This window comes from Ideonella flava (assembly GCF_051857595.1).
In the GTDB taxonomy this organism is placed as follows: Bacteria; Pseudomonadota; Gammaproteobacteria; order Burkholderiales; family Burkholderiaceae_C; genus Ideonella.
Map to the genome: position 1 here is coordinate 222,229 of NZ_JBPZHD010000012.1, position 22,736 is coordinate 244,964.

Genomic DNA, 22,736 nt, shown 5'->3' on the forward strand with positions numbered 1-22,736 from the left:
GGCGACCGAATCTCTTCAGCTCGAACTTGCGGTGTCGACCCAAAGCAGACATCTGCTCTTCGCGGAAGCCGTCATTCGAGACTTGCTATTCGCGGGTCCTCCTCAAGCATCGGCAGTTTGGCGCCGATAGTGGTGAACGCAGGCGCCGCAAGTCGCGGGCCTTCCGATCGACCGCTTTCTGCGATGGCACGACGGCATCAGCCGGCAGGCACTACGCGGGTAAGGAGCTAAGTCATGGATCAACGGGATCACCAATCAGGCCTCGACGACCTCCGCGCCAAGGTAGGAAACAACGAGGAATGGCAAGGGCTCGCCGTCATGGACGGGATCGTCTGCCAATTGACCGGATCGGGGCAGTGGGCCGCTCAAGCGCAAGTCGCGGCAACCGGCCCTACGACGGACCCGTTCGCCGACTGAGGCCGGGCGGAGCGACGCTTCCTCTGTCCAGATGGAGGTCTTGGATTCTTGACGAAGCGATCCGCTCCGCAAGCAATTTCCCAAAGTCCACGCGTGGCTCGATGGCGTTCAGCTCCAGCTGCAAGCGGGGACGGAGACCGTCAAGGCCGCGCCGTCGCAAACTTTCCGGGCAGTGCGGCTCTAGTCCGCCAGTTGGGCCCCGGCAGACCGTTCAGTTGATCGGCTCAAGACGCACAACCCTCGGGAAGTGCGTTTGCGGATCGACGTGCGTTGCTGCAATCTGCCCAGCGTCATTGATCGCGTCGGCCGATGAGAGGTTGTAGAGAAGAGCGTCCTCCGGGCGCAGCCGGGTATTCAGGTCGACCATGCGGTTGCCTTCTACGACGCCCGCTCTGTATTCGCTGCCGTTGTAGAACTGGCCGACGATCGTGCCGGCGAAATTGATGCCCGTCGCCATGCCGTGGTCGTCGACGTCTGGCAGCAGGAGGACCTGCACGCCACCGCCCGCGAAGCGCGCCGGCTGCCGACCGTACCGTGGGTCGTTGGAGTAACCGACAGCTATGCCGGCGTCGTTGATCTTGTAGGCCCATGACCCGCTGTGCCCAGGGGCCATCCCGAGATCAACCGGCGGGTCCCCACCGACCCACATCGTGGCATGGTCCAAGTTGTCGAAGCCCCTGCTTCTTCCGACGATCACGTGGTCGGCATTGATATCCGTTGGCTCCGGAAACGGGCCGGCGAGCCCACTCAATCCAATACGGTGGTCCGTGTAGAGAAAGGCGTCGTAGTCAAGTGTCCTCCCGACCACAGCTCCATCCGCTGCGATGGCCGCGCTAACGCCGGGCGTAAGAAAATGCGCCCCGCCTCCCTTCTGAGGATCCTTACGGATGACCCATGTGCCTCCGGTGGGCTTCGAGGCGTCGCCAGTCAGCATGCCTTGGTCGTTGAAGTCGTTCCAATGCGTTGTGCGATCGCGCACCCGGGGGAGAAGTCGGCAGGCGGTCGTGTCACAGACGTAGTACGAGCCATTGGAGCTCCATAGCAATACCTTACCCTTCGAATCGATTGCGAGCGGGGTACTTCCCACCAACGCCAGCCGCACCACCCGGTACATGGTCTGTGCGTTTGCCATCTGTGCGGCAAACGCAAGCGCGGCCATCGCCAGGCCGCGAGCAACCAGCTTCATCCTCGACATGGGAGCCTCCTGGGTTTCAATGAGTCTCCGGGCAGACTCTATGCGAGCGAACAGCCCGACGCACTCCCGAGAAACGCAATCCGCCAGCGCTGTCGATGACTGCTCTCGGAAGCGCGATTCGACGTCTGCTTGTGGCCGGGACTTCCACTTCGGCGCGGCCCCACACAGCCGACATTGAAGACGGCCTGCGTCGACACAACCCGGCGCGGCCGCCGTCGCCGACTTCAGATTTCCGTCTGCTCAGAGAGCTCGACGGCATCATCGACCTCGATGCCGAGGTACCTCACGGTCGACTCAAGCTTGCAGTGCCCGCGTGGAGCCGGCTGGGAAACAGGAAGTCTTCCGGCTTCAGCCCGGCAAGCTTGATCCACGCTTGAACGGCCTCCCTGGCGGCCGGCGATGAGTGGCGTTGCCTGCGGTAGCCATGATGGTCTCCCATCGAGTTGAGGGCCATGCAGGATCGGCCCGCCGCGCAAGTCAGGTTTCGGGTAGCCGGCCGGACTCACAGACCCGGCCATGAGGGGGCATTCGCCAATGACCCGTCGCGGGCGAACAAGACGGCATGGACGAAGCCTGCCGCGGGCGGCGCCGTTGTGGCCGGCCATGCGACAGTCACTTCGGCGCAAAGCGGAAAACAACGCCGCCGTCGGGCAGCAGCGTGGTGCCGTACAGACTGCCGTCCGGCGCGGCCGCCAGCGTGCCGTACACCTCGGTGCCGATTCGGTCGGGCGAAAGCCGGCCGACGATCTCCGTGGCGCCGGTCTCGCGGTTGAGCCGCATCAGGGGGGCTTGCCGGTTGGCTTCGGTTCCCGCTCCCCAAGCGAGCATGAAGTAGAGGTAGCCGTCGGGCCCTTCGGTGAGCGCTCCGGTGACGCGCAGGCCGTCCTTGTCTGAGTCGATCGCATGCAGTGCCTCGGGGCGTCCGTCCGGCCTGACGCGGAAGATCGTGCCCCAGCCGTGGTCGCCGCCGTAGCGAGTGGACCCATACATGCGCCCGTCGCTCGCAAGCATCAGCGGCCTGCCTGGCTTAGAGCCACCCTGGCCGTTGTTGAAGTCGTGCAGCCGCTCGTAGCGGCCATCGGACGCGATGCGGAACAACACGCCCCGTCCGTTCGAACCTCCTTCGGCGGTTACACCGTAGAACCATCCGTCCGGCGCCAGGACCAGGGGCCCGATGGGCGACTCGCCATCGCCGCGGTAGCGCCCGTCAAACGAGTACAAGAGCTCGAACTCACCATTCGAGCCCAGGCGGTAGACGGTTCCGGCATCGCGCGCGCCGCCGCCGCCTGTGACGCCATAGCGCCAGCCGTCGGCGGCCAGGATGGGTGGCGCCCCAGGGTATTGGCCACCGTCTTTTCCGCACGAGAAGTCGTGCAGCGGCCGAATGTGGCCCTCGGGGTGCATGCGGTAGACCATTCCACAGTCGAACTCCCCTCCGCCGGGGGCGACGCCGATGAAGTGCCCGTCTTCCAGTTCGATCAACCGGTCCGACGGGTACCGGCCATCCTTGCCCGTCTTGCCGAAGGCATGCAGCACGGCGGTTTCACCCGTCTGCGGCGAGATGCGGAAGGCGGCGCCCAGGTCATGATGACCACCATAGGTGGACAAGCCATACAGCGAACCGTCGCTCGCGAGCATCACGCCGCTATAAAGCGCTCTCGGGAAGTTCTTGCCGTCCGCCTTCTTGCTGAAGTGGTGGACAACGCTGTAGGTGAAATCATCTTCCGCGGCGCTCGCGGTTGTGAGGGGAGCCGCCAGCGCAGCAGCCACCGCCCACGTGGCCAGCCACGCCCCCATGCTCGACGCCAAGCTGAATCTCACGTCATCGCCCCAAACGCGTGCTCGGCGCAGCCGCGGGGCGGCACGCACGCGCCGACGGCGGCAGCATTCTGAGCAGCCGCTGGCCAGCGCGTCAATGCAGGCGTATAGGGGGCAGGCAACAGCCACGTTTCAAGCGTCAGCTTTCGGCCTCGGAATGCAGGCCGCGGCCTCCCGCCGGGCAGGGTCGAGCCGTTCGCGGTGGGCGGGTCGCGGCCAGTAGCGGGTGCTCATGACGCTGCGGTTCAGGCGCGCTCAACTCCCGCTCTTCGGCTCTTCGGCTCTTCGACCAGCAGCCGAGGCGCGGGGAGGTGGGCCGCCATACAAATCGGCGCGCGATGCTTACGGCCAAGTGGGACTGTTTTTCGCCTTCGGGCCAATGCTCGCGGCGCTGATCGCGACCTTCGTCAATCGGCGCACGCCGGGCGTTGTCGCGTTGTCGCGCCGAGTATTTGCTTGGCGAGTGCCGTTGGTCTGGTATCTCGTCGCGCTCGTCATCCCGACCATTCCCCAGTGGCTGGGCATCGGCACCTGGTCGGCCGTAGATGGCATGGATCTGGATCTGACCCCGTGGACGGTGTGGCTCTCTCGCTGGGTACAGATCAGTATCTTCGGCGGTCTGTTCAGCGTGGGTGAGGAGCTTGGGTGGCGGGGATTCATGCTGCCGCGCGTGCAGGAGGGGCGGAGCTGGCTAAGTGCTTCGCTCATCGTCGGGTTGTTGTCGACGGTCTGGCACTACCCCATCTGGTTCTTCGGCGCCTGGGCCGCGACGGGCTCCGTGGCCAAGGCGATCCTCTTGATTGCCATCGCGTCCGTCGGGGCAGTCGGCATGTCCGTCTTGGTGACGTGGATCTTCAATCACTCGAGGCACAGCGTCTTACCGGCGATGCTGTTCCATGGCTCCGCCAACGCCAACATGAACATCTTCTACGGTCGACTACGCGAGGAGTGAGGGACGTTTCTTCATGAACCCGCGCCACGTTCATTCAGCTGATGCATCAGGACTTCCCGGAAGTGCGCGTTTCGCCATTGGAGTGGCCGTGGTCACCGAGGCCCCACCGTTGAAGCGCAGCGGCCCAAAGGTCCGCATTCGAGCATGGGGGTGAGGGCCACCTGTTTCCGGTTTGGGTCGGCACACGACTGACAGCTCGCGGAGATCGCCGCCGCAGAGCAGTTGTTGAAGACGGGCGGCCAGGAAGCAGTCGGTCGCGACCGGGTGGACTCGACCCATAGCGGCTGTTCGGCGCCCAGCACAGCAGACTCTCGGTGTTTCAAGCGTCCAACCGAAAGGCGCTGTGACGCGCCGCGAAGTCGGCCGCTTCGCTGTGCGTCTCGAACACGTGCGCGGCCGCGCGCCGCGCCGACAGCTCGGCGCCGAGCTTGGCACGCATGAACGCGCTCGTGGTGTAGCGCACCGCAGTGCTGTAGTAGCGGGCCTGCAGCTCGCTCACCATCTCGAAGTAGGCGTCGGCCTGCGCCTCGTCGAGCTTGAAGCCGTCGTAGTTGACGACCAGCGCCACCCTCTCGCCGATGCGCTGGCACAGCGCCTCGAAGACGCGGCGCACGCTGTTTACGTCCTCCGCGCTGCGGATCGACAGCCCTTCGAAGTTGGCGAACAGCGTCTTGCGCTCCGCGTCGTAGCTCAGCCGGTCGGCCATCTGCAGGTCGAGCAGCGCAGCCAGCAACTGCATCGGCCTGGGCCGCGCGATGCGCGCGTCCATCGTTTTCAGCTCGCCGATGCGAGGCACGAAGTCCATCTGGGCCAGGATGTCGCGCTCGACGTCAATGCCGGGTGCCACCTCGGTGAGCGTGAGGCCGCCAGGCTCGAGCGCGAAGACGCAGCGCTCGGTCACGTACAGCACCGGCTGACCCCGGCGCGCCGCCTGCTCGCCGCTGAATGTCACCTGCTGCACCGCCGGCACGAACTTGCGCTGCCGCCCCTCGGCCGTGATGCGGACGCGGCCGTCGGCGTCGATCGCCATCTCCAGTCCGCCGGCGGTCATGGTGCCGGCAAAGACCAGTCTGCGCGCGTTCTGGCTGATGTTGATGAAGCCGCCGGCGCCGGCGAGGCGGCTGCCGAAGCGGCTGACGTTGACGTTGCCGAGGCGATCGACTTCGGCCATGCCCAGGCACGCGAGGTCGAGCCCGCCACCGTCGTAGAAGTCGAACTGCTGGTTCTGGTGCAGCAGCGCCTGCGTGTTGACGGCGGCGCCGAAGTCGAGCCCGCCTTGCGGCATGCCGCCGATGACGCCGGGTTCGGCGGTCAGCGTCAGGTGGTCGAGAACGCGCTCCTCGGCGGCGACCGCGGCCACCACCTCGGGCACGCCGATTCCCAGGTTGATCACGCCCCCGAGCGGCAGCTCGAACGCGCAGCGTCGCGCGATCAGCTTGCGCTCGTCGAGCGATGCCGGCGCGAGGCGGTCGACCGGCACTCTCACCTCCCCCGAGAAGGCGGCGTTGTATGCGGTGGCGTAGGTCTGCTGGTGCGCCTCGGGCGGCGCGAGCACGACGCAGTCGACCAGCACGCCAGGCACGACGACCTGGCGCGGGTCGAGCGAGCCCGCGGCGGCGATACGCTCCACCTGCACGATCACCAGGCCATTGGCATTGCGCGCCGCCATGGCGGCCGCCTGGGCGTCGAGCAACAGTGCCTCGCGTTCCATCGTGACGTTGCCTGCCGGGTCAGCAGTGGTGCCACGGATCAGCGCCACGTTGATCAACGGCGCCTTGTAGAACAGCCACTCCTCGCCGTCGATCTGCATCAGCCGCACCAGCGGCTCGGTGGTCGCGTCGTTGATGCGACCACCGCCGTGGCACGGGTCGACGAAGGTGCCGAGCCCCACCTTGCTGAGTGTGCCGGCGCGATGCGCGGCGGCGTCGCGATACAGGTTGGAGATGATGCCAAGCGGCAAGTTGTAGGCCTCGATGCGGTTGGCGGTGGCCAGCGCCGCGAGCTTCGGCACCAGGGCCCAGTGCCCGCCGACCGCACGCTTGATCAACCCCTCGTGCGCCAGCCGGTTGAGGCCGCGCTCCTGGCCGTCGCCGGGCGCGGCGGCGAACACCAGGCCGAGGTCGCGCGGCGTCGCGGTCTGCACGAAGCGTCGCTCGAGCGCGGCGATCAGCGCCTCGGGCGTGCCAATGCCAACGAAGCCCGAGCAGCTGACTACGTCACGGTCGCGGATCAGCGCGATGGCCTCGTCGGCGGTGGTGATCTTGTCGCGCATCATGGCGAGTTACCTTCGAGCAGGAATTTGCGCACGACGGCTATCTGGCCGTCTTCCATCAATGCCGGTGCATGGCCGCAGCCGGCGAACTCGATCGCCTGCACGAGGCCGGCGCGCGCCGCGGTGCCGCGGCGCTGCATCTCGTCGACGGTGGCTCGCGTCAGCAGGTCTGACGCCTCGCCGCGCAACACCAGCACCGGGCAGCTCACCGTCTCCCACAGCGACCACAGCACGACGTCGATCATGATCGGCACCGCGAAGCGCAGCCCGATGGCAGGGTCGTGGCGAAAGCGCAGGCGGCCGTCGTCGCCGGCCGCGGTGCTGTGCTCGGCGAGGTGGCGCCACTGCCTGTCGCTCAGGGCGCCGAACGGCGCGAGCGCCTCGCGCAGGTGCGCCTCGGCGGCCTGCGGCGTGTCGAAGCGCCAGTCCTGGCGCAGGTAGCCGCCGATGCGGCGCAGTGCGCCGGCGGCAACGCGGGCGCCGAAGTCGTTGAGCACCAGCCGGCGCAGCGGCGAGCGCTGCTCGGCAGCCATCAGCATGCCGATGTGGCCCCCGAGCGAGGTGCCAACCCAGTCGACATGCTCGACGTCCAGGCGCGCGATCAAAGTCGACATGGCGTGCGTGTAGCAGCGGTCGGTGTAGTGCAGCGGCGACTCGAGCCAGTCGCTGCGCCCCCGGCCCGGCAGGTCGGGTGCGACGACGCGCATGCCGTGCTCGGCGAGGTCGCCTGCCAGGGCATCGAAGTCGCGCCCGTTGCGCGTCACTCCGTGCACGCACACCACGGTGCGCTCGGCCTTCGGCGAGCCCCACTCCACGTAGGCCAGGCGGCGAAAGCCTCCGCGCCCGATCACGGACACGTCGCGCAGGCGCGGCTTCACAGCTAGTCCCGCTGGCGCAGCCAGTCGACGATGCCCTTGCCCAGCACGCCCTGCGACTTGCCACTGACGAACACGCCCACGTGCCCGCCGTCCAGCCCGATCTCGGTGTAGTCGGAAGTGCCGACCACGCCGCGCAGCGCCTGCGTCGTCTTCGGCGGAATGATGTGGTCGTCCTTCGCGTAGACGTTGAGCACCGGCGCGCTGATGCGAGCGAGGTCGACCGTACGACCGTCGAGCTTGAACTCGCCGCGCACCAGCTCATTGTTCTTGTACAGGTTGATCAGCAACTGCTTCGCCGCCTCGCCTGGGTGGTGCGGCCGGTCGGCAAGCCACTTCTCCATGCGCAGGAAGTTGAGCAGCTTCTTCTCATCGTCGAATGTGTCGAGCAGGCCAACGTTGTACTTGCTCAGCGTCGCGCCGGGCGTCATCTGCGAGAACACATGGCTCATCAGTTCGCCGGGCAGGTTGCCGTTGGCCTCGATCAGGCGCTCGATGTCCTCGTCGCCGAGACTCCTCGTCCACAGGTTGATGAAGCCGTGGTTCAAGCGGCCCTCGGCCTGGTCCTGATGGAAGTCGACCGGCGTGATGGTGAGGATGAGATTTTTCACGCGCTCCGGATACAGCGCCGCGTAGCACAGCGAGAACACGCCGCCTTCGCAGATACCGAGCAGGTTGAGCGCTGGAATGTCGTGCGTGCGGCAGATGTGCTCGATGCAGTCGGCGAGGTAGACGTCGACATAGTCCTCGAACGTGAGCCAGCGGTCGCCGCGCGTCGGGCTGCCCCAGTCGACCGCGTAGACGTCAACGCCCAGCGCGAGCAGGTTGCGTAGCATCGAGCGGTCTTCCTGCAGGTCGGTCATCGTGTAGCGGCCGATCTGGCCGTAGGCCACGAGCACCGGCACGCCGATGGTCTTCTTCGCGGTGCTCTTGTAGCGATAGAGCGTGGTCTTGTCCTCGCGGAACACCACTTCCTTGTCAGCGGTGGCGATCTGCACCTGCTCGTCCTTCAGGCGATGCAGCATCTGCTGGCCGCGCGCGAGCTTGTGGTTGAGGTCGTCCATCTCGGCGAAGGCTTGTGCGGCCGGAGACTTGTGGGTCTTGGTCATCGAGATGTCCTTCACGCCTTCCTGGCGGCTGAGCGGGGTCGGCTCGCGGTCTTGCGCGCTGGCCTGGCCGGGGCAGGCTCGATGCTCGGCATGGGCGACGCGGCGCGGCGCAGTCGTCGCACGTCGCGTCGCAGCTCGACCACAAGACGCTGCAGCTCGTCGACCTCGGTGCGCGTCGGCACGTGCGCCGCTTCGCACCAGGCCTCGGCGATCTTGCGCTCCTGCAGGTGGCGGTCGGAGGCTGATCTCAGCATGCGGCGCTGGGCTTCGACAAACTCGTCCGAGCGATGCACCTCGATCAGCGTGTCGTTCGCCACGGCGAGCCACTTGTCGGTGAGTGTGCGCCAGGCCAATGGACCGGACGGCTCCGCTGCGACCGCCTTCGTGAAGCGCACGAAGGCCAGGTTCCAGGCCTTCTGCACCACCGCCTGGTATGCGCCGACGTCCTTGTCGCGCGCGAGGGTCAGTTGCTGCAGCTCGAGCAGCTTGCGGTCCAAGTCCCACAGCGTCGCATATCGGGGACCTTCGAGCATCCTCTGGAGTCCGGCGTCAAGCACGCCGGAGCCCGGGCCGGTCCACGATGAGGGGGTGAACATCTCGCGCAGCTTGTCGGGGCTTGGCACCTCGCCCTGCGCAGCGTTCTTCGCGAAATCGCTCCACTTGGCGGACGACGTCTGCCAGATGTCGCGCAGCTCGTTGAACTGCTCCTCCATCGCGTTGGCCCCGGGCGCAGGCCTCCCGCTGCCCGTCTGCGCCGGCGCCTGGGGAACGAACGCCTTCCACATGGCTTGCTGGGCTGCGACCCACTGGTCGCCCCAGTTCTTGGCGATCTCTTTCATGGAAACACCACCACTTGTCGAATGGCCTTGCCCTCGTGCAGGCGGTCGAAGCCTTCGTTGATCTCGTCGAGCGTGAGGCGCCCGCTCATCAGGCGATCGACCGGCATGCGCCCGCCGCGGTAGAGCGAAACGTAGCGCGGCAGGTCGCGCGTGGGCACGCAGGTGCCGATGTAGCTGCCCTTGATGGTGCGCTCCTCGGCCACCAGGTTCACCACCGGCAGCGCGAAGGTGGCGCTCGGCGGCGGCAGGCCGGCGGTGACGGTGGTGCCGCCGCGGCGCGTGATGCGGTACGCGGTCTCGAAGGCGCGCACCGAGCCGGCGAATTCGAACACGTGATCGAGCCCGCCCTGCGTGGCGGCCTTGACCTTGTCGACGCACTCCGGGTCAGCGCCGTCGAACGCCAGCGTCGCGCCCATCGCGAGCGCCGCCTCGCGCTTGTCAGCCGCAAGGTCGATCGCGACGATCTCTCGCGCGCCGGCGGCCACCGCGCCGAGCACGGCCGCCAAGCCGACGCCGCCCAGGCCGATGACGGCCACGCTCTGGCCGGCGCGCAGTTGCGCGGTGTTCACCACGGCGCCCACGCCGGTGAGGACGGCGCAGCCGAACAGCGCCGCCTCGTCGAATGGCAGCGCGGGGTCGAGCTTGACGAGCGAGCGCCGCGAGACGACGGCGTGCTCGGCGAACGCCGAGCAGCCGAGGTGATGATGAATCGGCGCGCCGTCCGGCTGGCTCAAGCGGCGTGCGCCCGACAGCAGCGTGCCGGCGCCGTTGGCTGCCGCGCCGGGCTCGCACAGCGCCGGCCGGCCTTCGCTGCAAGGCATGCAGTGGCCGCAGCTCGGCACGAAGACGAGCCCACATGGTCGCCGACGGCGAGGTCGGTGACGCCTTCACCCCACTCCATGACTTCGCCCGCGGCCTCGTGGCCGAGCGCCATCGGCATCGGCCGCGGCCGGTCGCCGTTGATCACCGACAGATCGGAGTGGCAGAGGCCGGCGGCACGAATGCGCACCAGCACCTCGTCGCGCCCCGGCGGGGCGAGGTCCACCTCCTCGATGACCAGCGGCTTCGATTCGCGGTAGGGATGCGGCAGGCCGATCTGGCGCAGCACCGCGGCACGGGTCTTCATACCGCCACCTCGCGCACGCGGTTGCGCAGCTCGTCGACCAGGACTCGGCTGTTCTCGCTGTAGTCCACCGGCACGATGACGAGCTGGACGCCACCCTCTTCAAATGCGGCTTCGAGCGTCTCGGCCAGCGAGTCGGCCGACTCGACGCGACGGCCCCTGGCGCCATAGGCTTCGGCGTACTTGACGAAGTCGGGGTTGCCGAACGCGAGGCCCCAGTCGGCGAAGTTGTCGATGGCCTGCTTCCATCGAATCATCCCGTAGGCATCGTCCTGGATGATCAGCACGACGAGGTCGAGCTTGAGCCGCACCGCCGTTTCCAGCTCCTGCGAGTTCATCATGAACCCGCCGTCGCCGCACACCGACAGCACGCGCTTGCCGGGGTTCAGCATGGCGGCCATCATGGCCGACGGCAGCCCGGCACCCATTGTCGCCAGCGCGTTGTCGAGCAGCAGCGCGTTCGCGTTGCGCGTGCGATAGCAGCGCGCGAACCAGATCTTGTACATGCCGTTGTCGAGCGCCACGATGCCATCGGCGGGCATCACCTTGCGCACGTCGCTCACGATGCGCTGCGGCGTCAGCGGAAAGCGTGACTCGTCCGAGCGGGCAAGCGTGCGCTCGATGATGCCGGCTCGCAGTGGCACCAGGGCCGCGGCATTCGGCAGCTTGCCCTCGACGCGGTCGGCCAGCAGTGCCAGACTCGGCCCCACGTCGCCGATGACTTCGGCATCCGGGAAGTAGACCTGCTCCACGTTGGCCGGCGAGTAGCTGACGTGAATGACCTTCGGTCCCTTCGGGCCCATGATGAACGGCGGCTTCTCGATCGTGTCGTGGCCGATCGAGAGAATGACGTCCGCTTGGTCGATCGCCTCGTGCACGTAGTCGCGCTCGGTCAGGGCTGCCGTGCCCATCCACAACTCAGTGCCGCCTTCGGCGGTGCCGACGCCGGCCACCGTTCCCTTGCCCATCTGCGTGTTGAAGAAGGGGATGCCGACGCGGCGGACGAACTCCGTCAGCTGTCCGGCCAGGCGCGGGCGGTTGCAGGCCGCACCGAACATCACCAGCGGCCGCTCGGCGCGCATGAGCAGTTGAGCGGCGCGGTCGAGCGCGTCGGGATGCGCGACGGGAATCTCGACCGGGTGCACGCGAATGATTGGCACGTCGGAGTCCAGTTGCTCGCCGGCGATGTCCTCGGGAAGTTCGAGATGAACGGGGCCGGGCCGCTCTTCGGACGCGAGCCGGAACGCATCGCGGACGACGGTAGGAATGCTGGTCGCGCTGACGATCTGGCGCGAGGCCTTGGTCAGCGGCTTCATCGTGGCCACGATGTCGACGATCTGGAAGCGCGCCTGGCGTGCGCTCATGATGGCCTTCTGGCCGGTGATCAGGACCATCGGCATCGCGCCCAGGTGGCCGTAGGCCGCGCCGGTCACGAGATTGAGCGCGCCCGGGCCGAGCGTGGCCATGCATACGCCGGGGCGGCCGGTGAGCCGGCCGTGTGTCGCCGCCATGAAGGCTGCCGACTGCTCGTGCCTCACAAGGACGAGTTCGATGCTCGAGGTGCGCAACGATTCGACGAGATCGAGGTTCTCCTCGCCGGGCACGGCGAAGATTCGGTCGACTCCCTCGTTTTCGAGGGCCTTCACGAACAGGTCGGAAGCTTTCATGGGTTGTCTCCGTCAATGGAAGGGCTCTGGGCCGGTGCGGGTGCGCCATGGACGGCGCTGCGGCTGGCCTCTCGACTACGGGCGGCGCGGTGAATCGGCATTCCGGGCTCCTCCAGGGTTGCCCGCAGCACGGAGCCGCTGACGGACTCCGTGCAGTACAGCGTCCTGCGGTCGGCGCCACCGAAGGCCACGTTGGTCAGCGACGCCCCCGAGCAGCTGCGCAACACGACCTCGGGTTCGGCCAGGTGATTCAGCACCCAGGCCACGCCGAGGCCGGGGTTGGCGACGATCACGCGGCCGGTGCAATCGACCGCCAGCCCGTCGGGACCGCTGGGACCATGCGAGGTGAAGAAGGCGCTGACTTTGGCAACGCTTCCATCGTCCAGGAGCGGAACGCGCCAGACCTGGTTGCCTCGCGTCACACCCAGGTAGAGAACGCGCTCGTCCGGTGAAAGCGCGACGCCGTTCGGGCTCGGCACATTGCCGAGCAACATGTCGAGTTGGCCATCCGGGCGTAGCCGATACAGGCGACCGGTGGGGTCGTGAAGGCCGGTCTGTCCCTGGTCGGTGAAGTACAGGTTGCCGCGGCTGTCGAACGTGAGGTCGTTGACGCCCTTGAATCGCTCGCTGTTGCGCCGCTCGAGGTAAGGGCGAACCACGCCGCTCGCGATGTCGCAGGCCATGAGGCCGTTTCGGTAGTCGGTGACCAGCAGTTCGCGGTCGTTCAGGAACTTCATGCCGTTGGGCTCGCCGGCCCACTCGGCTATCTGCTCCCATTCACCCTTGGGATCGATGCGGAAGATGCGGCCGAAGGGAATGTCCGTGACGAACAGGTTTCCCGCCGCGTCGAACACCGGACCCTCGAGGAAGGAGTCGGTGGGCTGTCCGCCGCGGTTGGCGTCCGCCCAGTCCGAGCGTATGCCGGTGCGGCGAAAGTGGTCGGGCATGCGCGTGAACACTTCGGTCCCACGCACGTCGGGGGGTGTGAGGAGCATCATGGCCAGGCCCGCCGTGACGCGCTACTGCCGCTCGAACGCGGTGTTCGCAGCGACCTTGCCCCAATACGCGGTGCGTTCCGCCAGCTCCTTGGAGAACAAGGCAGCGTCCCAATAACCCGGCTCGGACGCGATGCCCTCGGCGAATGCCTTCATGTCGGCGGTGTTCATCGCCACAGCGATCTCCTTTTGCAGGCGATCGAGCACCGCCTGCGGCGTACCCTTGGGTGCCCACAAGCCGGTGAAGTTGATGAGGCCGAAGTTCTTGAGACCCGCCTCCGAGAAGGTCGGGACATCGGGCAGCGCCGACACGCGCTTGTTGCCGCTGACGGCGAGCAGTCTTGCCTTGCCACCCTTGACGTTGCCCATGACGCCCGGCGTCGACGCAACCTGGAAGTCGATCGTGCCCGACAGCATGCCGAGCATTGCCTCGCCGGCGCCCTTGAACGGGATGTGCATGAAGTTGACGCCGGCGGCGATGCCGAGGGCCTCGCTCACGAAGTGCGGCGTCGTCCCCGCGCCACCCGTGCCATAGGTGACCTTGTTCGCCTCGGTCTTGGCGGCGCCGATCAGGTCGGCCAGCGTCTTGTATTTCGAGTCCGCCTTGACCACTACGGCCATCGGGGCAAAGACGAAGCCGCTGACCGGCAGCAGGTCCTTCTCATAGTCGAAGGGCAGCTTCTTGAAGATGTGCGGCAGCAGCGCGTGCGTGGTGTCGTTGGCGGCGAGCGTGTAGCCATCGGCCGGCGCCTGCGCAACGGACGCCAGGCCGATGGTGCCGGTGGCCCCGGCCTTGTTCTCGACGAAGAAGGTCTGGCCGGTCTGTTCCTGGAGCTTGGCCGCGATCTTGCGCGTGACGACATCCACGGCCCCACCCGGCGGGTAGGGCACGACGATCTTGACCGGTTTGGCAGGCCAGGCCTGCGCGTACGCGAGCGCACTGCAGGCCAAGGTCGCGGCCGCGAGGGCCAGCTTGACGAAGAATGTTTTCAACTCGCTGTCTCCGTTGTGATGCGTTTCGAGAAATTCAACGCGCGATGGCAATGCCGCCGCCGACGCCATGGTCCGCTCACCCTTCAGCCGTTCAGCCGTTCAGGACGGCGAGCGCGTTTCTCGCAGCGGCGACGCCCATCTTCACGTAGGCGTCGGCGGTGACCCCGCCGATGTGCGGGCTCAGCGTGATGCGCTTTTCGCCGTGGAAAGGGTGTGGTGCCGTCATCGGCTCGACCGCGAAGCTGTCGAGGCCGGCGCTGGCCACCTGCTCCGATTGCACCGCCTCGAGCAGAGCGGCCTCGTCGATCAACCCGCCGCGCGCGGTGTTGACGATGATCACGCCCTTCTTGCAGGCTGCCAGGGTCTTCGCGTTCACCAGCTTGGCGTTGTCGGCCGTCAGCGGGCAGTGCAACGAGATCGCGTCGGACTCGCGCCAGATGGTCTCTAGGTCAGCGCTCTGGATATAGGCCGGCAGCTCCGTGGCATACGGATCGAAGCCAAGTACGCGCATGCCCATTGCGTCTGCCATTCGGGCAAAGCGCTGACCGATCGCGCCGAGTCCGACCACGCCGACCGTGCGGCCCTCGAGCTCCACGCTCTTGTGCGTCGCCTTGTCCCAGTGGCCGGCGTGCATGCGCTGGTCGAGCGTGACTACCGACTTGGCGCAGGCCAGCAGCAGCGCCAGCGCCTGCTCGGCAACTGCTGCTGCATTCGCGCCGACCGCCGCGACGACCTTGATGCCCCGCGCCGTCGCCGCGACCTTGTCGATCGTGTCGGTGCCGCTGCCGTGCTTGGAGATGACCTTGAGGCTCGGCGCCGCATCCATCGCAGCAGCGCCCACCTTGCTGTAGCGCACGATGATTGCCACCGGGTCGTGCTGCTTGCACAGCGCGACGATTTCATCCTCGGTCGGCGTCTTGCCGGCGAACACCACCTGATAGTCGCGGAGCAGCGCGAGCGCGTCGCTCGCCAGGTCGGCGCCGGTGACCAGGAAAACGGGCTTCTCGGCGCTCACAGCGACTCCCCTTCCTGGATGACGCCGGCGGCGCGCAGCGCGCCGTCGAGCCACTTCGGCCGCAATGCCTTGCGGGCCTTGATGTCGGCGATGCGCTGCGTCTCGTCGGCGACCTTCTTGACCGCCAGCGGCAGCATCGCGGCCGCCTTCTCGCGCTCGATGACGGTCACGCCGTCGGCGTCGCCCACCACCAGGTCGCCGGGCTTGATGCTCACGCCGCCGATCGAGATCGGGTGGTTCAGCCGGCCGGGCACGAACTTCGTCGGGCCGTTGGGGTTGAGACCCGCCGCATACATCGGAAAGCCCAGCTCCCGGATGGCCACGCTGTCGCGGACCGCGCCGTCGATGACGACCGCGGCAACGCCGAGGGCGACGCATTGCTGGCACATGATCTCGCCCATCAGGGCGCTGGAGAGATCACCCTTGCCGTCGACGATGATGACGTCGCCCGGCTTGGCGATGGCCAGGGCCGCGTGGATCATCAAGTTGTCGCCAGGGCGCACTTCCACGGTGAGCGCCGGGCCTGCGAACTTCATCGTCGGATCGAGCGGCGCGATGCGTCCGCTCAGCGCGCCACGCCGGCCGGCTACGTCGGCGAGGATCGACGAAGGGAACTGCGCGGCCTGGTCGACCAAGGCGCTATCGATGCGCTCGAAGTCTCGGATCACGTCGGGCAATGCAGCGGCTTGACTCATGTGAATCTCCAATCGGTGAGAGGGTGGTTGCCGGCGAACTGAACAATGGCCCCGGCAGGCCTGGGCAAAGGCCCTGGCGTCGGTCGATTTGCTCAGTCGACCTTCGCGCCGGATTCCTTGACGACCTTGCCCCAGCGGGGAATCTCGTCCTTGATCAGCGTCGCGAACTGCTCGGGCGTTCCGCCGGCGGGGTCCGCCCCTTCATCGCTCAGTCGCTTGCTGAGGTCAGGCAGCTTCAGCGCCTTGTTGTACTCGGCATTCAGCCTTGCAATCACGTCCTTCGGAGTTCCGGCGGGCGCGAGCAGGCCAAACCATGTGACGGCGTCGAACCCCTTGTAGCCCGACTCGTTGATCGTCGGCACGTTGGGGATGTCGTCCACGCGCTTGGCTGAAGTCACGGCCAGCGCCCGAAGCTTGCCTTGCTTGATCTGACCGATCAGGGTAGGCACCGAGGACATGTAGAGCTCGACGTTGCCGCTGATCACATCGGTCAGCGCCTGGTTGGCGCCCTTGTAGGGCACGTGCTGGGTCTGGATGCCGGCGGCCTTCTGGAACATCTCGCTCGTCAGGTGGGCGACGGTGCCGTTGCCGGGCGACGCGAAGTTGACGCTCCCGGGCTTGGCCTTCGCCGCGTTCACCGCGTCGGCCAGGGTCTTGTAGGGCGAGTTCGTCCCCGTGACCATGACCAGCGGGGCATTGGCGAGCAGGATGATGGGCGTAAGGTCCTTCTGCGAGTCATAGGGCATCTTGGCGTACAGCGTCGGGTTGATCGCCAAGTTGCTCGACTGTCCGATGACGATGGTGTAGCCGTCTGGCGCGGCTTTGGCCGCGGCATCGACGCCGAGGTTGCCGCCGGCTCCCGGCTTGTTGTCGATGACGATGGTCCAGCCGGTGGCTGCCGCGACCTTCTGGCTGGTCTCGCGGGCAATGATGTCCGTGCCTCCGCCCGGCGGGAAGGGCACGACGAGTCGGATCGGCTTGGCGGGCCACGCTTGCGCGAACGCGCTGGTGGTGAGGGTGCTGGCGGCGAGCGCGAACAAAAGGCGGCGGGAAGCTTGCATCGTTTGTCTCCGGTTAGGGGTCGGGCGCCTCGTGGAGTCTCTGGGCGCGTCTTGATGGGCTTCAGTATTGACCTCGGATGGCCTACAGTCCAATCGATTGTTCTTTGCTATTCATCAACGGGACTTTTGACATGGACTTGCGAGACCTGCGCTATTTCGAGACCATCGCTGAGCTGCAGCATGTCGGTCGTGCATCCGTGCAACTGCATCGGTCTCAGCCCGCACTCACGGGCAGCATCCGGCGCCTTGAAGAAGACTACGGAGTGCCCTTGTTCGAGAGGGCGGGACGCGGGATCCGGCTGACCGCGGGGGGAAAGGTCCTGCTGAAGTGGGCGCGGCGGATGCGCTTCGACGTCGAGGACGCCCGGCGCGAGCTGCATTCGATCGGCAAGGGACTGACGGGACATGTGCGCATCGGCATCGTGCCGACGGCGGCGCAGTTCATCTTGCCCGAGGTGGCGCGACAGCTGTTGCATGAGGCGCCCGAGGTGACGTTGACGACGGTCGTCGGGCTCATCGACACGCTGAAACCGCAGTTGCGAGCAGGCGAGCTCGACTTGATGGTCGGCACAGAGGGCCCGGCCGAGGCTGGCTATGTCTCGAAAGTCCTCGCCGAGGACGCCATCGTCGTTGCTGCGAGTGCCAACCACGAACTGTTCAGCGGCAGCAGGCCGACGTTGAGGGACCTGACGCGGTACCGCTGGGCGCTGCAACCACCCGGCGCACCCACTCGCGATTGGCTCGATCACACCTTCGATCGCAAGCACCTACCCCGCCCGCAAGTGCAGGTCGAGGCGACGATGCTGCTGCTGCTTCCGCCGTTGATCGCACGAACGGGACTGCTGAGCTTCATCTCTCGACAGCACCTCTCCGGGCATGTCGGCAAGGCGATACTGAAAGAGGTACCCGTCAAGGACGCAGTCATGCGCAGGCGGCTCGTTGTCACCTACCGCGAAAAGGGCTACCTGTCGCCTGCGGCGTCGCGGCTCATCGAACTGTTCGCCGCAGTACAGGACCGCGAGCCGACGTAGCCCTTCGAGACACCTTCTCCTGCCGCACCGCACGCTCGCTCCTCGCGGTTCAGCGGGAGCGATCAGGTGACCGCTTTGCGGTTCAGTTCGCAGACGTGGCCCAAAGCGGCCGCTGGTAAGCCCGGCTGTCACGTGAGGGCACGAGGCGATGGCCACTGTCCGAGAGACGGCGGCGCGCCAGGTTCACGGCCCTGGCGGCTGGCCGCCTCGGCGTGACCGAGCGCGCGCTGCAGCTGGCCTTTCGCAACCCACCCGGGCGTCACGCCGACGGAGCTCACAGAGCATCGCCTGAGCACTGAACCGCTGTGAGCCGAGGACGCTAGCATGGCGCAAGCCATGTCAGAGTCCCCTGCTCCACAATCTCCTGTCTCGCTCCCCAGCGGCCACGACGGGCCGCTCAGTGCGCAAGAGCGCGATCAGCTGGCCCGCGGCAGCTTCATGTCCCGCCTGCCGGCGCCGCTGGCCGACGCCATCCTGGCCCGCCTACGCGTGCGGCGCGTCCCGCCTGGTGAGCGGATCCTTCGGCTGGGCCAGGACGTGGACCATTGGATCGGCATCGCCAGCGGCGGCGCCCAGGTTTTCATGCGACGGCCTGGCGCGGCCGACTTGCAATGCACGAACTGGGTGGCCGCGGGCGTCTGGATCAACCTCTACAACCCTCTCGCGGTCCGGCGCAGCGAAGTGGAGGTTCGTGCCGAGGGCGAAACCACCATCGCCGCAGTGCACGCCGATGACCTGACCGTCCTTTGCACGCGGTTTCCCGAGTTCACCCGCCAGTTGGCCATTGCCAACGCACTGAACCTCAGGCGTGCGATGCAGGCTGTCGCCGCCTCTCAGCACGCCACGCTCCGGCAGCGCCAGTTGCTGTGGCTGATCGAGATCGTCCGCCACGTCACCCCGCAGTACGTCGACGGCCACCTGTTGCTGCCGAAACGCTTCAGCCAGGTTGCGCTGGCGCAGGCCCACGGCGTCAGCACCCAGGCCTGGTCCGAGGGTTTGAAGACGCTGGAGCAGGAGGGCCTGATCCGGCGCCTCGCAAAGGGTCTGCTGGTGCCCGACATCGACAAGCTGGAGGCGGCCATGACGGCCGAGGTCCGCGCCGTCGAGGCGCCCTATGCCGACCACCGCCCTCCCGAAGAACAGGCGGTGATTCCCGCCGGCCACAGCGCGGCGCTGGCGCTGCGGGCCTCCGAGCTTGCCAGCGTCTTGGCCGGCCGCTGGTTGGCGGATCTTCCCGCCCCGCTGCGGCAGGACATCCTCGAGCGAAGCGTCGTCAAGCGCATGGCGGCCGGCGAGAGTCTGATGTCCGCCGCAGAACGGCCCGTGGCCTGCTGGCTGCTCGTCGATGGCGCGATCCTGCTGGACAGCGGCACGGATCCCGGGACGCGTTGTCCGGTGGCCATGCTGCCACCCGGCAGCTGGTATGGCCACCAGGACCTCATCTATGGCTCCCCAAGCCTGTTCAATGCCCTTGCCTTCGTTCCCAGCACGCTGATCGGTCTGCCGGCGAACGACTTCCGCGCCCTGTTCGACCGATGCCTGGACCTGCGGCTGATGCTCGTGCGACTGCTCGCGAAGCAGCAGATCCGGGCTACGCAGCAGGCCGTCTCCTTCGATTGGCCTATCGAGACGCGGGTCGGAGTGTGGCTTTGGCAGATGCACCACCACTTCGACTTGACTGGCGGGCCGGGACCCGGCCTCGCCGCGCGCTTCACCTTGGAAGACATCGCGCAGTGGCTGGGGACGACCCGCCAGGCCGTCTCGCGCCAGTTCAGGCTGCTGGAGCAGCAGGAGGTGATCCGCCGCACGAGTGCACAACTCTCGCTTTTGAACCCGGATCTCCTGCCCCGCATGCCGCCTGTCTGACTTGCTCCAGAAGGCGCCGGAGATGGCCCGCGAGTAGCCCGGCGTGCAGCGGCCGTAGGCGGCCCCAAAGGGGCCTATCTCATGGAAGAGCCAATCGCAGTGAGGGCCTGAGAAACCTACCCGTACGCTCTCGGCGTTAGAGCCCCTTCAGTTCGTCAACCCAAACACCGTCACCGTCCCCGAGCCCGGCACATACACCCGCCCATTGGCCTGCATTGCCGTCTGGAACGGCCGCCCCGCCGTCCACGCACCCGCGGCGGCCGAGAAGATCGGGGCGCCCAGCGTGGCGGCGTCGTAGGCCTCCAGCGTCATGGGGTTGCCGCGGCGGATCGTCCACACGATGGCGGTACCGGGCAGCACGCCGTTGGAAGAGACGATGGGGGTGGAGCCGCCCTGGCTCGAAGTGGTCGTGCCCTGGGCCACCTGGGTCAGCTTCGGCTTGTGGCCCGCGTCGACCGAGAAGGCACGCATCGGGCCGCCGTTCAACTGGTAGAAGACGACCTGGCCCGAGGGCCCGGTGTAGGACGCGGGACCGCCCCAGACGCCGCCGCCGCTGCCCGCCAGCCGCTGGGCCAGCAGCGCGCCCTTGTCGCCTGGGCGCATGTGGCCCAGGTTGGTTCGGTCCAGCAGGTACAGCACGGCATCCTTGCCCATGGCCACGGCCAGTGGGGGCGCGATCTGCCCCGCCTGCAGGGGCAGCAGCATCACGCCGCCGGAGCCGAAATCGAGGTCGGCGTTGTTCAGCCCGTTGTAGGCGGCGGGGGTGAAGAAGTCCTGCACCTTCTTCACGTTGGCCGACAGGTGCAGCACGCTTTCGCCCCAGTCCTTGCCGCCCTTGTCGAAGTTGCCGTTGCCGGTGATGGCGAACAGCGTGCCGTCGGTGTCGGCCGCAGGCGCGAAGCCGCTGCTCCAGAAGCTCGCCAGCTCCAGGCCGGCGGGCGTCTCGATCGTGTTGAACGCGCCCCTGAGCGCCAGGTCCGGGCCGTAGCGCAGCATCCAGCCGCTGATCTGGCCGGCGTTCTGGTCGCAGTGCGAGCCGACGGCCAGGTAGATGCCGTCCGGCGTCAAGGTCAGGCCGGCGCGCACCCACTGGGCCCTGGCGTCGAAGCTCAGCAGGGAGCCGTCGCTGAGCGTCGCCGAGGGCGCTATCTCCACCGGCCGGGTCACGTCCGCGCCAGTGGCCAGGTCCAGCGCGTGCAGGCGCGTGTGGAAAACGCCCTTGGCGGACTTGGTGGCGGCGACGAGGTAGACCGTCGCCTGGCCGCCGGCGGTGCGGCGGATCACCGGCGTGGCCATCACGCCGTACTCCGGATGCACGTCGAAGCAGCCGATGTCGGTGGTGGCCTGCGAAGGGCCGAGGTTCACCTGCCAGAGCACCTCGTAGCTCTGCGCATCGAAGGCGTAGACGGAGTTGTGCGCCGTGGCGACGAGCAGCACGTCGTGCATGCTGCCATCCGGGAACTTGAACCTGGAGACCAGCAGCGGCTGGGCGAACACGCTGCCGTCCACGTTCAGCGTCTTCAGCAGGCCGAAGGCCGGCCCGCCGACCTTGGCCGGCGTGAGCTCGGTCTCGGTCGGATTCCAGCCGGTGCGGAAGTTGTCGTAGTGGTAGGTCGTGACGTCGGTGCGCATGCCGGCGTACGTCCGGGCGAGCCCCTTCTCGGCCTGCTCATGCAGCGGTGCGACCGGACCTTCCACGGGCGGCGCCAGCGCTGCCGGCACCGGCGGCAGCCCCGCGAGCAGCTCGGCCGCCGCTTGCGGATCGTGGCCGGGCCCTGCGGCCGAGCCGGGAGCCTGTGCCATCGCCAGACCCATCGCGACAGCGACCAGGAGGCCCACGGCTGCGCGAGGCGCGCGCGGGCAGTGCAGGCGATCGTTCATTCGGAGGTTCTCCGTGGTGAGTCCAGAAGGCCGGTCCGCGGCCGGCATGACGACCGCAGCGAACGGATGCGACCGCCAGCTTCCCTCCGCAGCCGCGATCCGGCCAGTGCGGTCCGAAGCGGCGTTGAGCGTTGTTGACGTTTGACCAGGCCGGCTCAGCGGCCGCTGAACCTCGCCGTTCGCTTGCCGGTGAAGGCGCTCATGCCCTCCTTTTGATCCTCGGTCGCGAACAGGGCGTGGAAGGTGCGCCGCTCGAACAGCAGGCCTTCGCGCAGGCTCACCTCCAGCGCGCGTTCGACCGCCTCGCGCGCCACCATCACGGCCACCTTGCCGTGGCTCGCGATCAGCTGCGCCGCCGCCATGGCCTCGTCCATCAGTTGCGCCACCGGGACGACGCGAGAGACCAGGCCTGAGCGCAGTGCCTCCTCGGCACCGAGAGCGCGGCCGGTGAGCACCAAGTCCATCGCCATGGACTTGCCCACCAGCCGCGTCAGGCGCTGGGAGCCGCCCATGCCCGGGATCACGCCGAGCTTGATCTCTGGCTGGCCGAAGCGGGCGTTGTCGGCCGCGAAGATCAGGTCGCACATCACCGCCAGCTCGCAGCCGCCGCCCAGCGCGTGCCCGGCCACGGCGGCGATCTTGGGGGTGCGCAATGAAGTGAAGGCCTCCCAGCCGGCGAAGAAGTCCGCGTGGAACATGTCCATGTACGACTGGTCGCGCATCTCCTTGATGTCGGCGCCGGCGGCGAAGACGGTGTCCGAGCCCGTCACCACGAAGCAGCCCACGCTGCGGTCACGGTCGTGGTGCGTGAGGCCTTCGACCAGCTCGTGCATCAGGTCGGTGCTCAGTGCGTTCAAGGATTTCGGCCGGTTCAGGCGGGCCAAGACCACGCCGCCGTGGCGTTCGATGAGGACGTTGTCCATTTGGGATCC

At 67.4% G+C, this 22,736-nt stretch carries 18 protein-coding genes and 2 pseudogenes; 4 read left to right on the forward strand and 16 right to left on the reverse strand.

The features are described 5' to 3' along the window. Positions 1–234: 234 nt before the first annotated feature. A complete protein-coding gene (locus tag ACS5PM_RS25420; RefSeq protein ID WP_439390593.1) occupies positions 235–417 on the forward strand; it encodes a hypothetical protein in 183 nt (60 codons plus the stop codon). A gap of 211 nt (positions 418–628) precedes the next feature. Here ACS5PM_RS25420 and ACS5PM_RS25425 read toward each other — a convergent pair whose 3' ends face one another. The 3 genes and pseudogenes from ACS5PM_RS25425 to ACS5PM_RS25435 form a co-directional block, all read right to left on the reverse strand. Then, positions 629–1,612, reverse strand: a complete 984-nt coding sequence (locus ACS5PM_RS25425; protein ID WP_439390594.1) for a hypothetical protein — start codon at positions 1,610–1,612, stop codon at positions 629–631. Positions 1,613–1,836: 224 nt separating this feature from the next. Further along, positions 1,837–2,006, reverse strand: a pseudogene (locus ACS5PM_RS25430) (integrase); the annotation flags it as partial. A gap of 218 nt (positions 2,007–2,224) precedes the next feature. Further along, positions 2,225–3,409 (reverse strand): choice-of-anchor tandem repeat GloVer-containing protein, encoded by a 1,185-nt coding sequence (locus ACS5PM_RS25435; protein WP_439390595.1) that lies wholly within the window; start codon positions 3,407–3,409, stop codon positions 2,225–2,227. A 253-nt stretch (positions 3,410–3,662) separates the two neighbouring features. Between ACS5PM_RS25435 and ACS5PM_RS25440 the strand changes: the two genes are divergently transcribed. Continuing rightward, positions 3,663–4,382, forward strand: a complete 720-nt coding sequence (locus ACS5PM_RS25440) for a CPBP family intramembrane glutamic endopeptidase (protein WP_439390596.1) — start codon at positions 3,663–3,665, stop codon at positions 4,380–4,382. A 319-nt stretch (positions 4,383–4,701) separates the two neighbouring features. Here the strand turns inward: ACS5PM_RS25440 and ACS5PM_RS25445 are convergent, their stop codons facing one another. The 11 genes and pseudogenes from ACS5PM_RS25445 to ACS5PM_RS25495 all read right to left on the reverse strand — a co-directional run bounded on the left by ACS5PM_RS25445 (position 4,702) and on the right by ACS5PM_RS25495 (position 17,026). Then, positions 4,702–6,654 (reverse strand): acyl CoA:acetate/3-ketoacid CoA transferase, encoded by a 1,953-nt coding sequence (locus ACS5PM_RS25445; RefSeq protein WP_439390661.1) that lies wholly within the window; start codon positions 6,652–6,654, stop codon positions 4,702–4,704. Further along, on the reverse strand, positions 6,654–7,532 hold the full coding sequence (locus ACS5PM_RS25450) for an alpha/beta fold hydrolase (protein ID WP_439390597.1): 879 nt from the start codon (positions 7,530–7,532) through the stop codon (positions 6,654–6,656). The genes ACS5PM_RS25445 and ACS5PM_RS25450 overlap by 1 nt, the downstream gene beginning before the upstream one ends. Positions 7,533–7,534: 2 nt before the next feature. Further along, positions 7,535–8,638: a class III poly(R)-hydroxyalkanoic acid synthase subunit PhaC gene (gene phaC / locus ACS5PM_RS25455; RefSeq protein ID WP_439390598.1), complete on the reverse strand. Its 1,104-nt coding sequence runs from the start codon at positions 8,636–8,638 to the stop codon at positions 7,535–7,537. Positions 8,639–8,649: 11 nt separating this feature from the next. Continuing rightward, the gene (locus ACS5PM_RS25460; RefSeq protein ID WP_439390599.1) at positions 8,650–9,477 is read right to left on the reverse strand and encodes a poly(R)-hydroxyalkanoic acid synthase subunit PhaE; all 828 of its coding nucleotides are present in this window, start codon (positions 9,475–9,477) and stop codon (positions 8,650–8,652) included. Beyond that, positions 9,474–10,603: pseudogene (locus ACS5PM_RS25465) on the reverse strand (zinc-dependent alcohol dehydrogenase family protein). Before ACS5PM_RS25465 ends, ACS5PM_RS25460 begins: the two are co-directional and overlap by 4 nt. Continuing rightward, entirely contained in the window at positions 10,600–12,267 is a 1,668-nt protein-coding gene (locus ACS5PM_RS25470; RefSeq protein ID WP_439390600.1) for an acetolactate synthase large subunit, read from the reverse strand. Before ACS5PM_RS25470 ends, ACS5PM_RS25465 begins: the two are co-directional and overlap by 4 nt. Further along, a complete protein-coding gene (locus ACS5PM_RS25475; protein ID WP_439390601.1) occupies positions 12,264–13,265 on the reverse strand; it encodes an SMP-30/gluconolactonase/LRE family protein in 1,002 nt (333 codons plus the stop codon). The genes ACS5PM_RS25470 and ACS5PM_RS25475 overlap by 4 nt, the downstream gene beginning before the upstream one ends. Before the next feature lie 21 nt (positions 13,266–13,286). Further along, positions 13,287–14,255: a Bug family tripartite tricarboxylate transporter substrate binding protein gene (locus ACS5PM_RS25480; RefSeq protein ID WP_439390602.1), complete on the reverse strand. Its 969-nt coding sequence runs from the start codon at positions 14,253–14,255 to the stop codon at positions 13,287–13,289. A 91-nt stretch (positions 14,256–14,346) separates the two neighbouring features. Then, complete coding sequence (locus ACS5PM_RS25485) at positions 14,347–15,270, reverse strand: NAD(P)-dependent oxidoreductase (protein WP_439390603.1); 924 nt, start codon at positions 15,268–15,270, stop codon at positions 14,347–14,349. After that, on the reverse strand, positions 15,267–15,965 hold the full coding sequence (locus tag ACS5PM_RS25490; RefSeq protein WP_439390605.1) for an RraA family protein: 699 nt from the start codon (positions 15,963–15,965) through the stop codon (positions 15,267–15,269). The genes ACS5PM_RS25485 and ACS5PM_RS25490 overlap by 4 nt, the downstream gene beginning before the upstream one ends. Before the next feature lie 92 nt (positions 15,966–16,057). Next, complete coding sequence (locus ACS5PM_RS25495) at positions 16,058–17,026, reverse strand: Bug family tripartite tricarboxylate transporter substrate binding protein (protein WP_439390607.1); 969 nt, start codon at positions 17,024–17,026, stop codon at positions 16,058–16,060. A gap of 131 nt (positions 17,027–17,157) precedes the next feature. Between ACS5PM_RS25495 and ACS5PM_RS25500 the strand changes: the two genes are divergently transcribed. Together ACS5PM_RS25500 and ACS5PM_RS25505 are read left to right on the forward strand one after the other, a co-directional pair. Continuing rightward, the gene (locus tag ACS5PM_RS25500) at positions 17,158–18,057 is read left to right on the forward strand and encodes a LysR substrate-binding domain-containing protein (RefSeq protein ID WP_439390608.1); all 900 of its coding nucleotides are present in this window, start codon (positions 17,158–17,160) and stop codon (positions 18,055–18,057) included. A gap of 438 nt (positions 18,058–18,495) precedes the next feature. Beyond that, positions 18,496–19,923, forward strand: coding sequence for a Crp/Fnr family transcriptional regulator (locus tag ACS5PM_RS25505; RefSeq protein ID WP_439390610.1), 1,428 nt, complete (start codon positions 18,496–18,498; stop codon positions 19,921–19,923). 147 nt (positions 19,924–20,070) lie between these two features. On the opposite strand, the gene ACS5PM_RS25510 is transcribed toward ACS5PM_RS25505, so the two are convergent. Beyond that, complete coding sequence (locus ACS5PM_RS25510; protein WP_439390611.1) at positions 20,071–21,804, reverse strand: hypothetical protein; 1,734 nt, start codon at positions 21,802–21,804, stop codon at positions 20,071–20,073. Positions 21,805–21,959: 155 nt separating this feature from the next. Continuing rightward, complete coding sequence (locus ACS5PM_RS25515) at positions 21,960–22,727, reverse strand: enoyl-CoA hydratase-related protein (RefSeq protein WP_439390612.1); 768 nt, start codon at positions 22,725–22,727, stop codon at positions 21,960–21,962. Positions 22,728–22,736: the final 9 nt, after the last annotated feature.

Coding starts and splice junctions, on each gene's coding strand:
- ACS5PM_RS25420 (WP_439390593.1), top strand. CDS start 235: ATGGATCAACGGGATCACCAATCAGGCCTCGACGACCTCCGCGCCAAG.
- ACS5PM_RS25425 (WP_439390594.1), bottom strand. CDS start 1,612: ATGTCGAGGATGAAGCTGGTTGCTCGCGGCCTGGCGATGGCCGCGCTT.
- ACS5PM_RS25435 (WP_439390595.1), bottom strand. CDS start 3,409: ATGGGGGCGTGGCTGGCCACGTGGGCGGTGGCTGCTGCGCTGGCGGCT.
- ACS5PM_RS25440 (WP_439390596.1), top strand. CDS start 3,663: ATGACGCTGCGGTTCAGGCGCGCTCAACTCCCGCTCTTCGGCTCTTCG.
- ACS5PM_RS25445 (WP_439390661.1), bottom strand. CDS start 6,654: ATGCGCGACAAGATCACCACCGCCGACGAGGCCATCGCGCTGATCCGC.
- phaC (WP_439390598.1), bottom strand. CDS start 8,638: ATGACCAAGACCCACAAGTCTCCGGCCGCACAAGCCTTCGCCGAGATG.
- ACS5PM_RS25460 (WP_439390599.1), bottom strand. CDS start 9,477: ATGAAAGAGATCGCCAAGAACTGGGGCGACCAGTGGGTCGCAGCCCAG.
- ACS5PM_RS25470 (WP_439390600.1), bottom strand. CDS start 12,267: ATGAAAGCTTCCGACCTGTTCGTGAAGGCCCTCGAAAACGAGGGAGTC.
- ACS5PM_RS25475 (WP_439390601.1), bottom strand. CDS start 13,265: ATGATGCTCCTCACACCCCCCGACGTGCGTGGGACCGAAGTGTTCACG.
- ACS5PM_RS25490 (WP_439390605.1), bottom strand. CDS start 15,965: ATGAGTCAAGCCGCTGCATTGCCCGACGTGATCCGAGACTTCGAGCGC.
- ACS5PM_RS25495 (WP_439390607.1), bottom strand. CDS start 17,026: ATGCAAGCTTCCCGCCGCCTTTTGTTCGCGCTCGCCGCCAGCACCCTC.
- ACS5PM_RS25500 (WP_439390608.1), top strand. CDS start 17,158: ATGGACTTGCGAGACCTGCGCTATTTCGAGACCATCGCTGAGCTGCAG.
- ACS5PM_RS25505 (WP_439390610.1), top strand. CDS start 18,496: ATGTCCCGCCTGCCGGCGCCGCTGGCCGACGCCATCCTGGCCCGCCTA.
- ACS5PM_RS25510 (WP_439390611.1), bottom strand. CDS start 21,804: ATGAACGATCGCCTGCACTGCCCGCGCGCGCCTCGCGCAGCCGTGGGC.
- ACS5PM_RS25515 (WP_439390612.1), bottom strand. CDS start 22,727: ATGGACAACGTCCTCATCGAACGCCACGGCGGCGTGGTCTTGGCCCGC.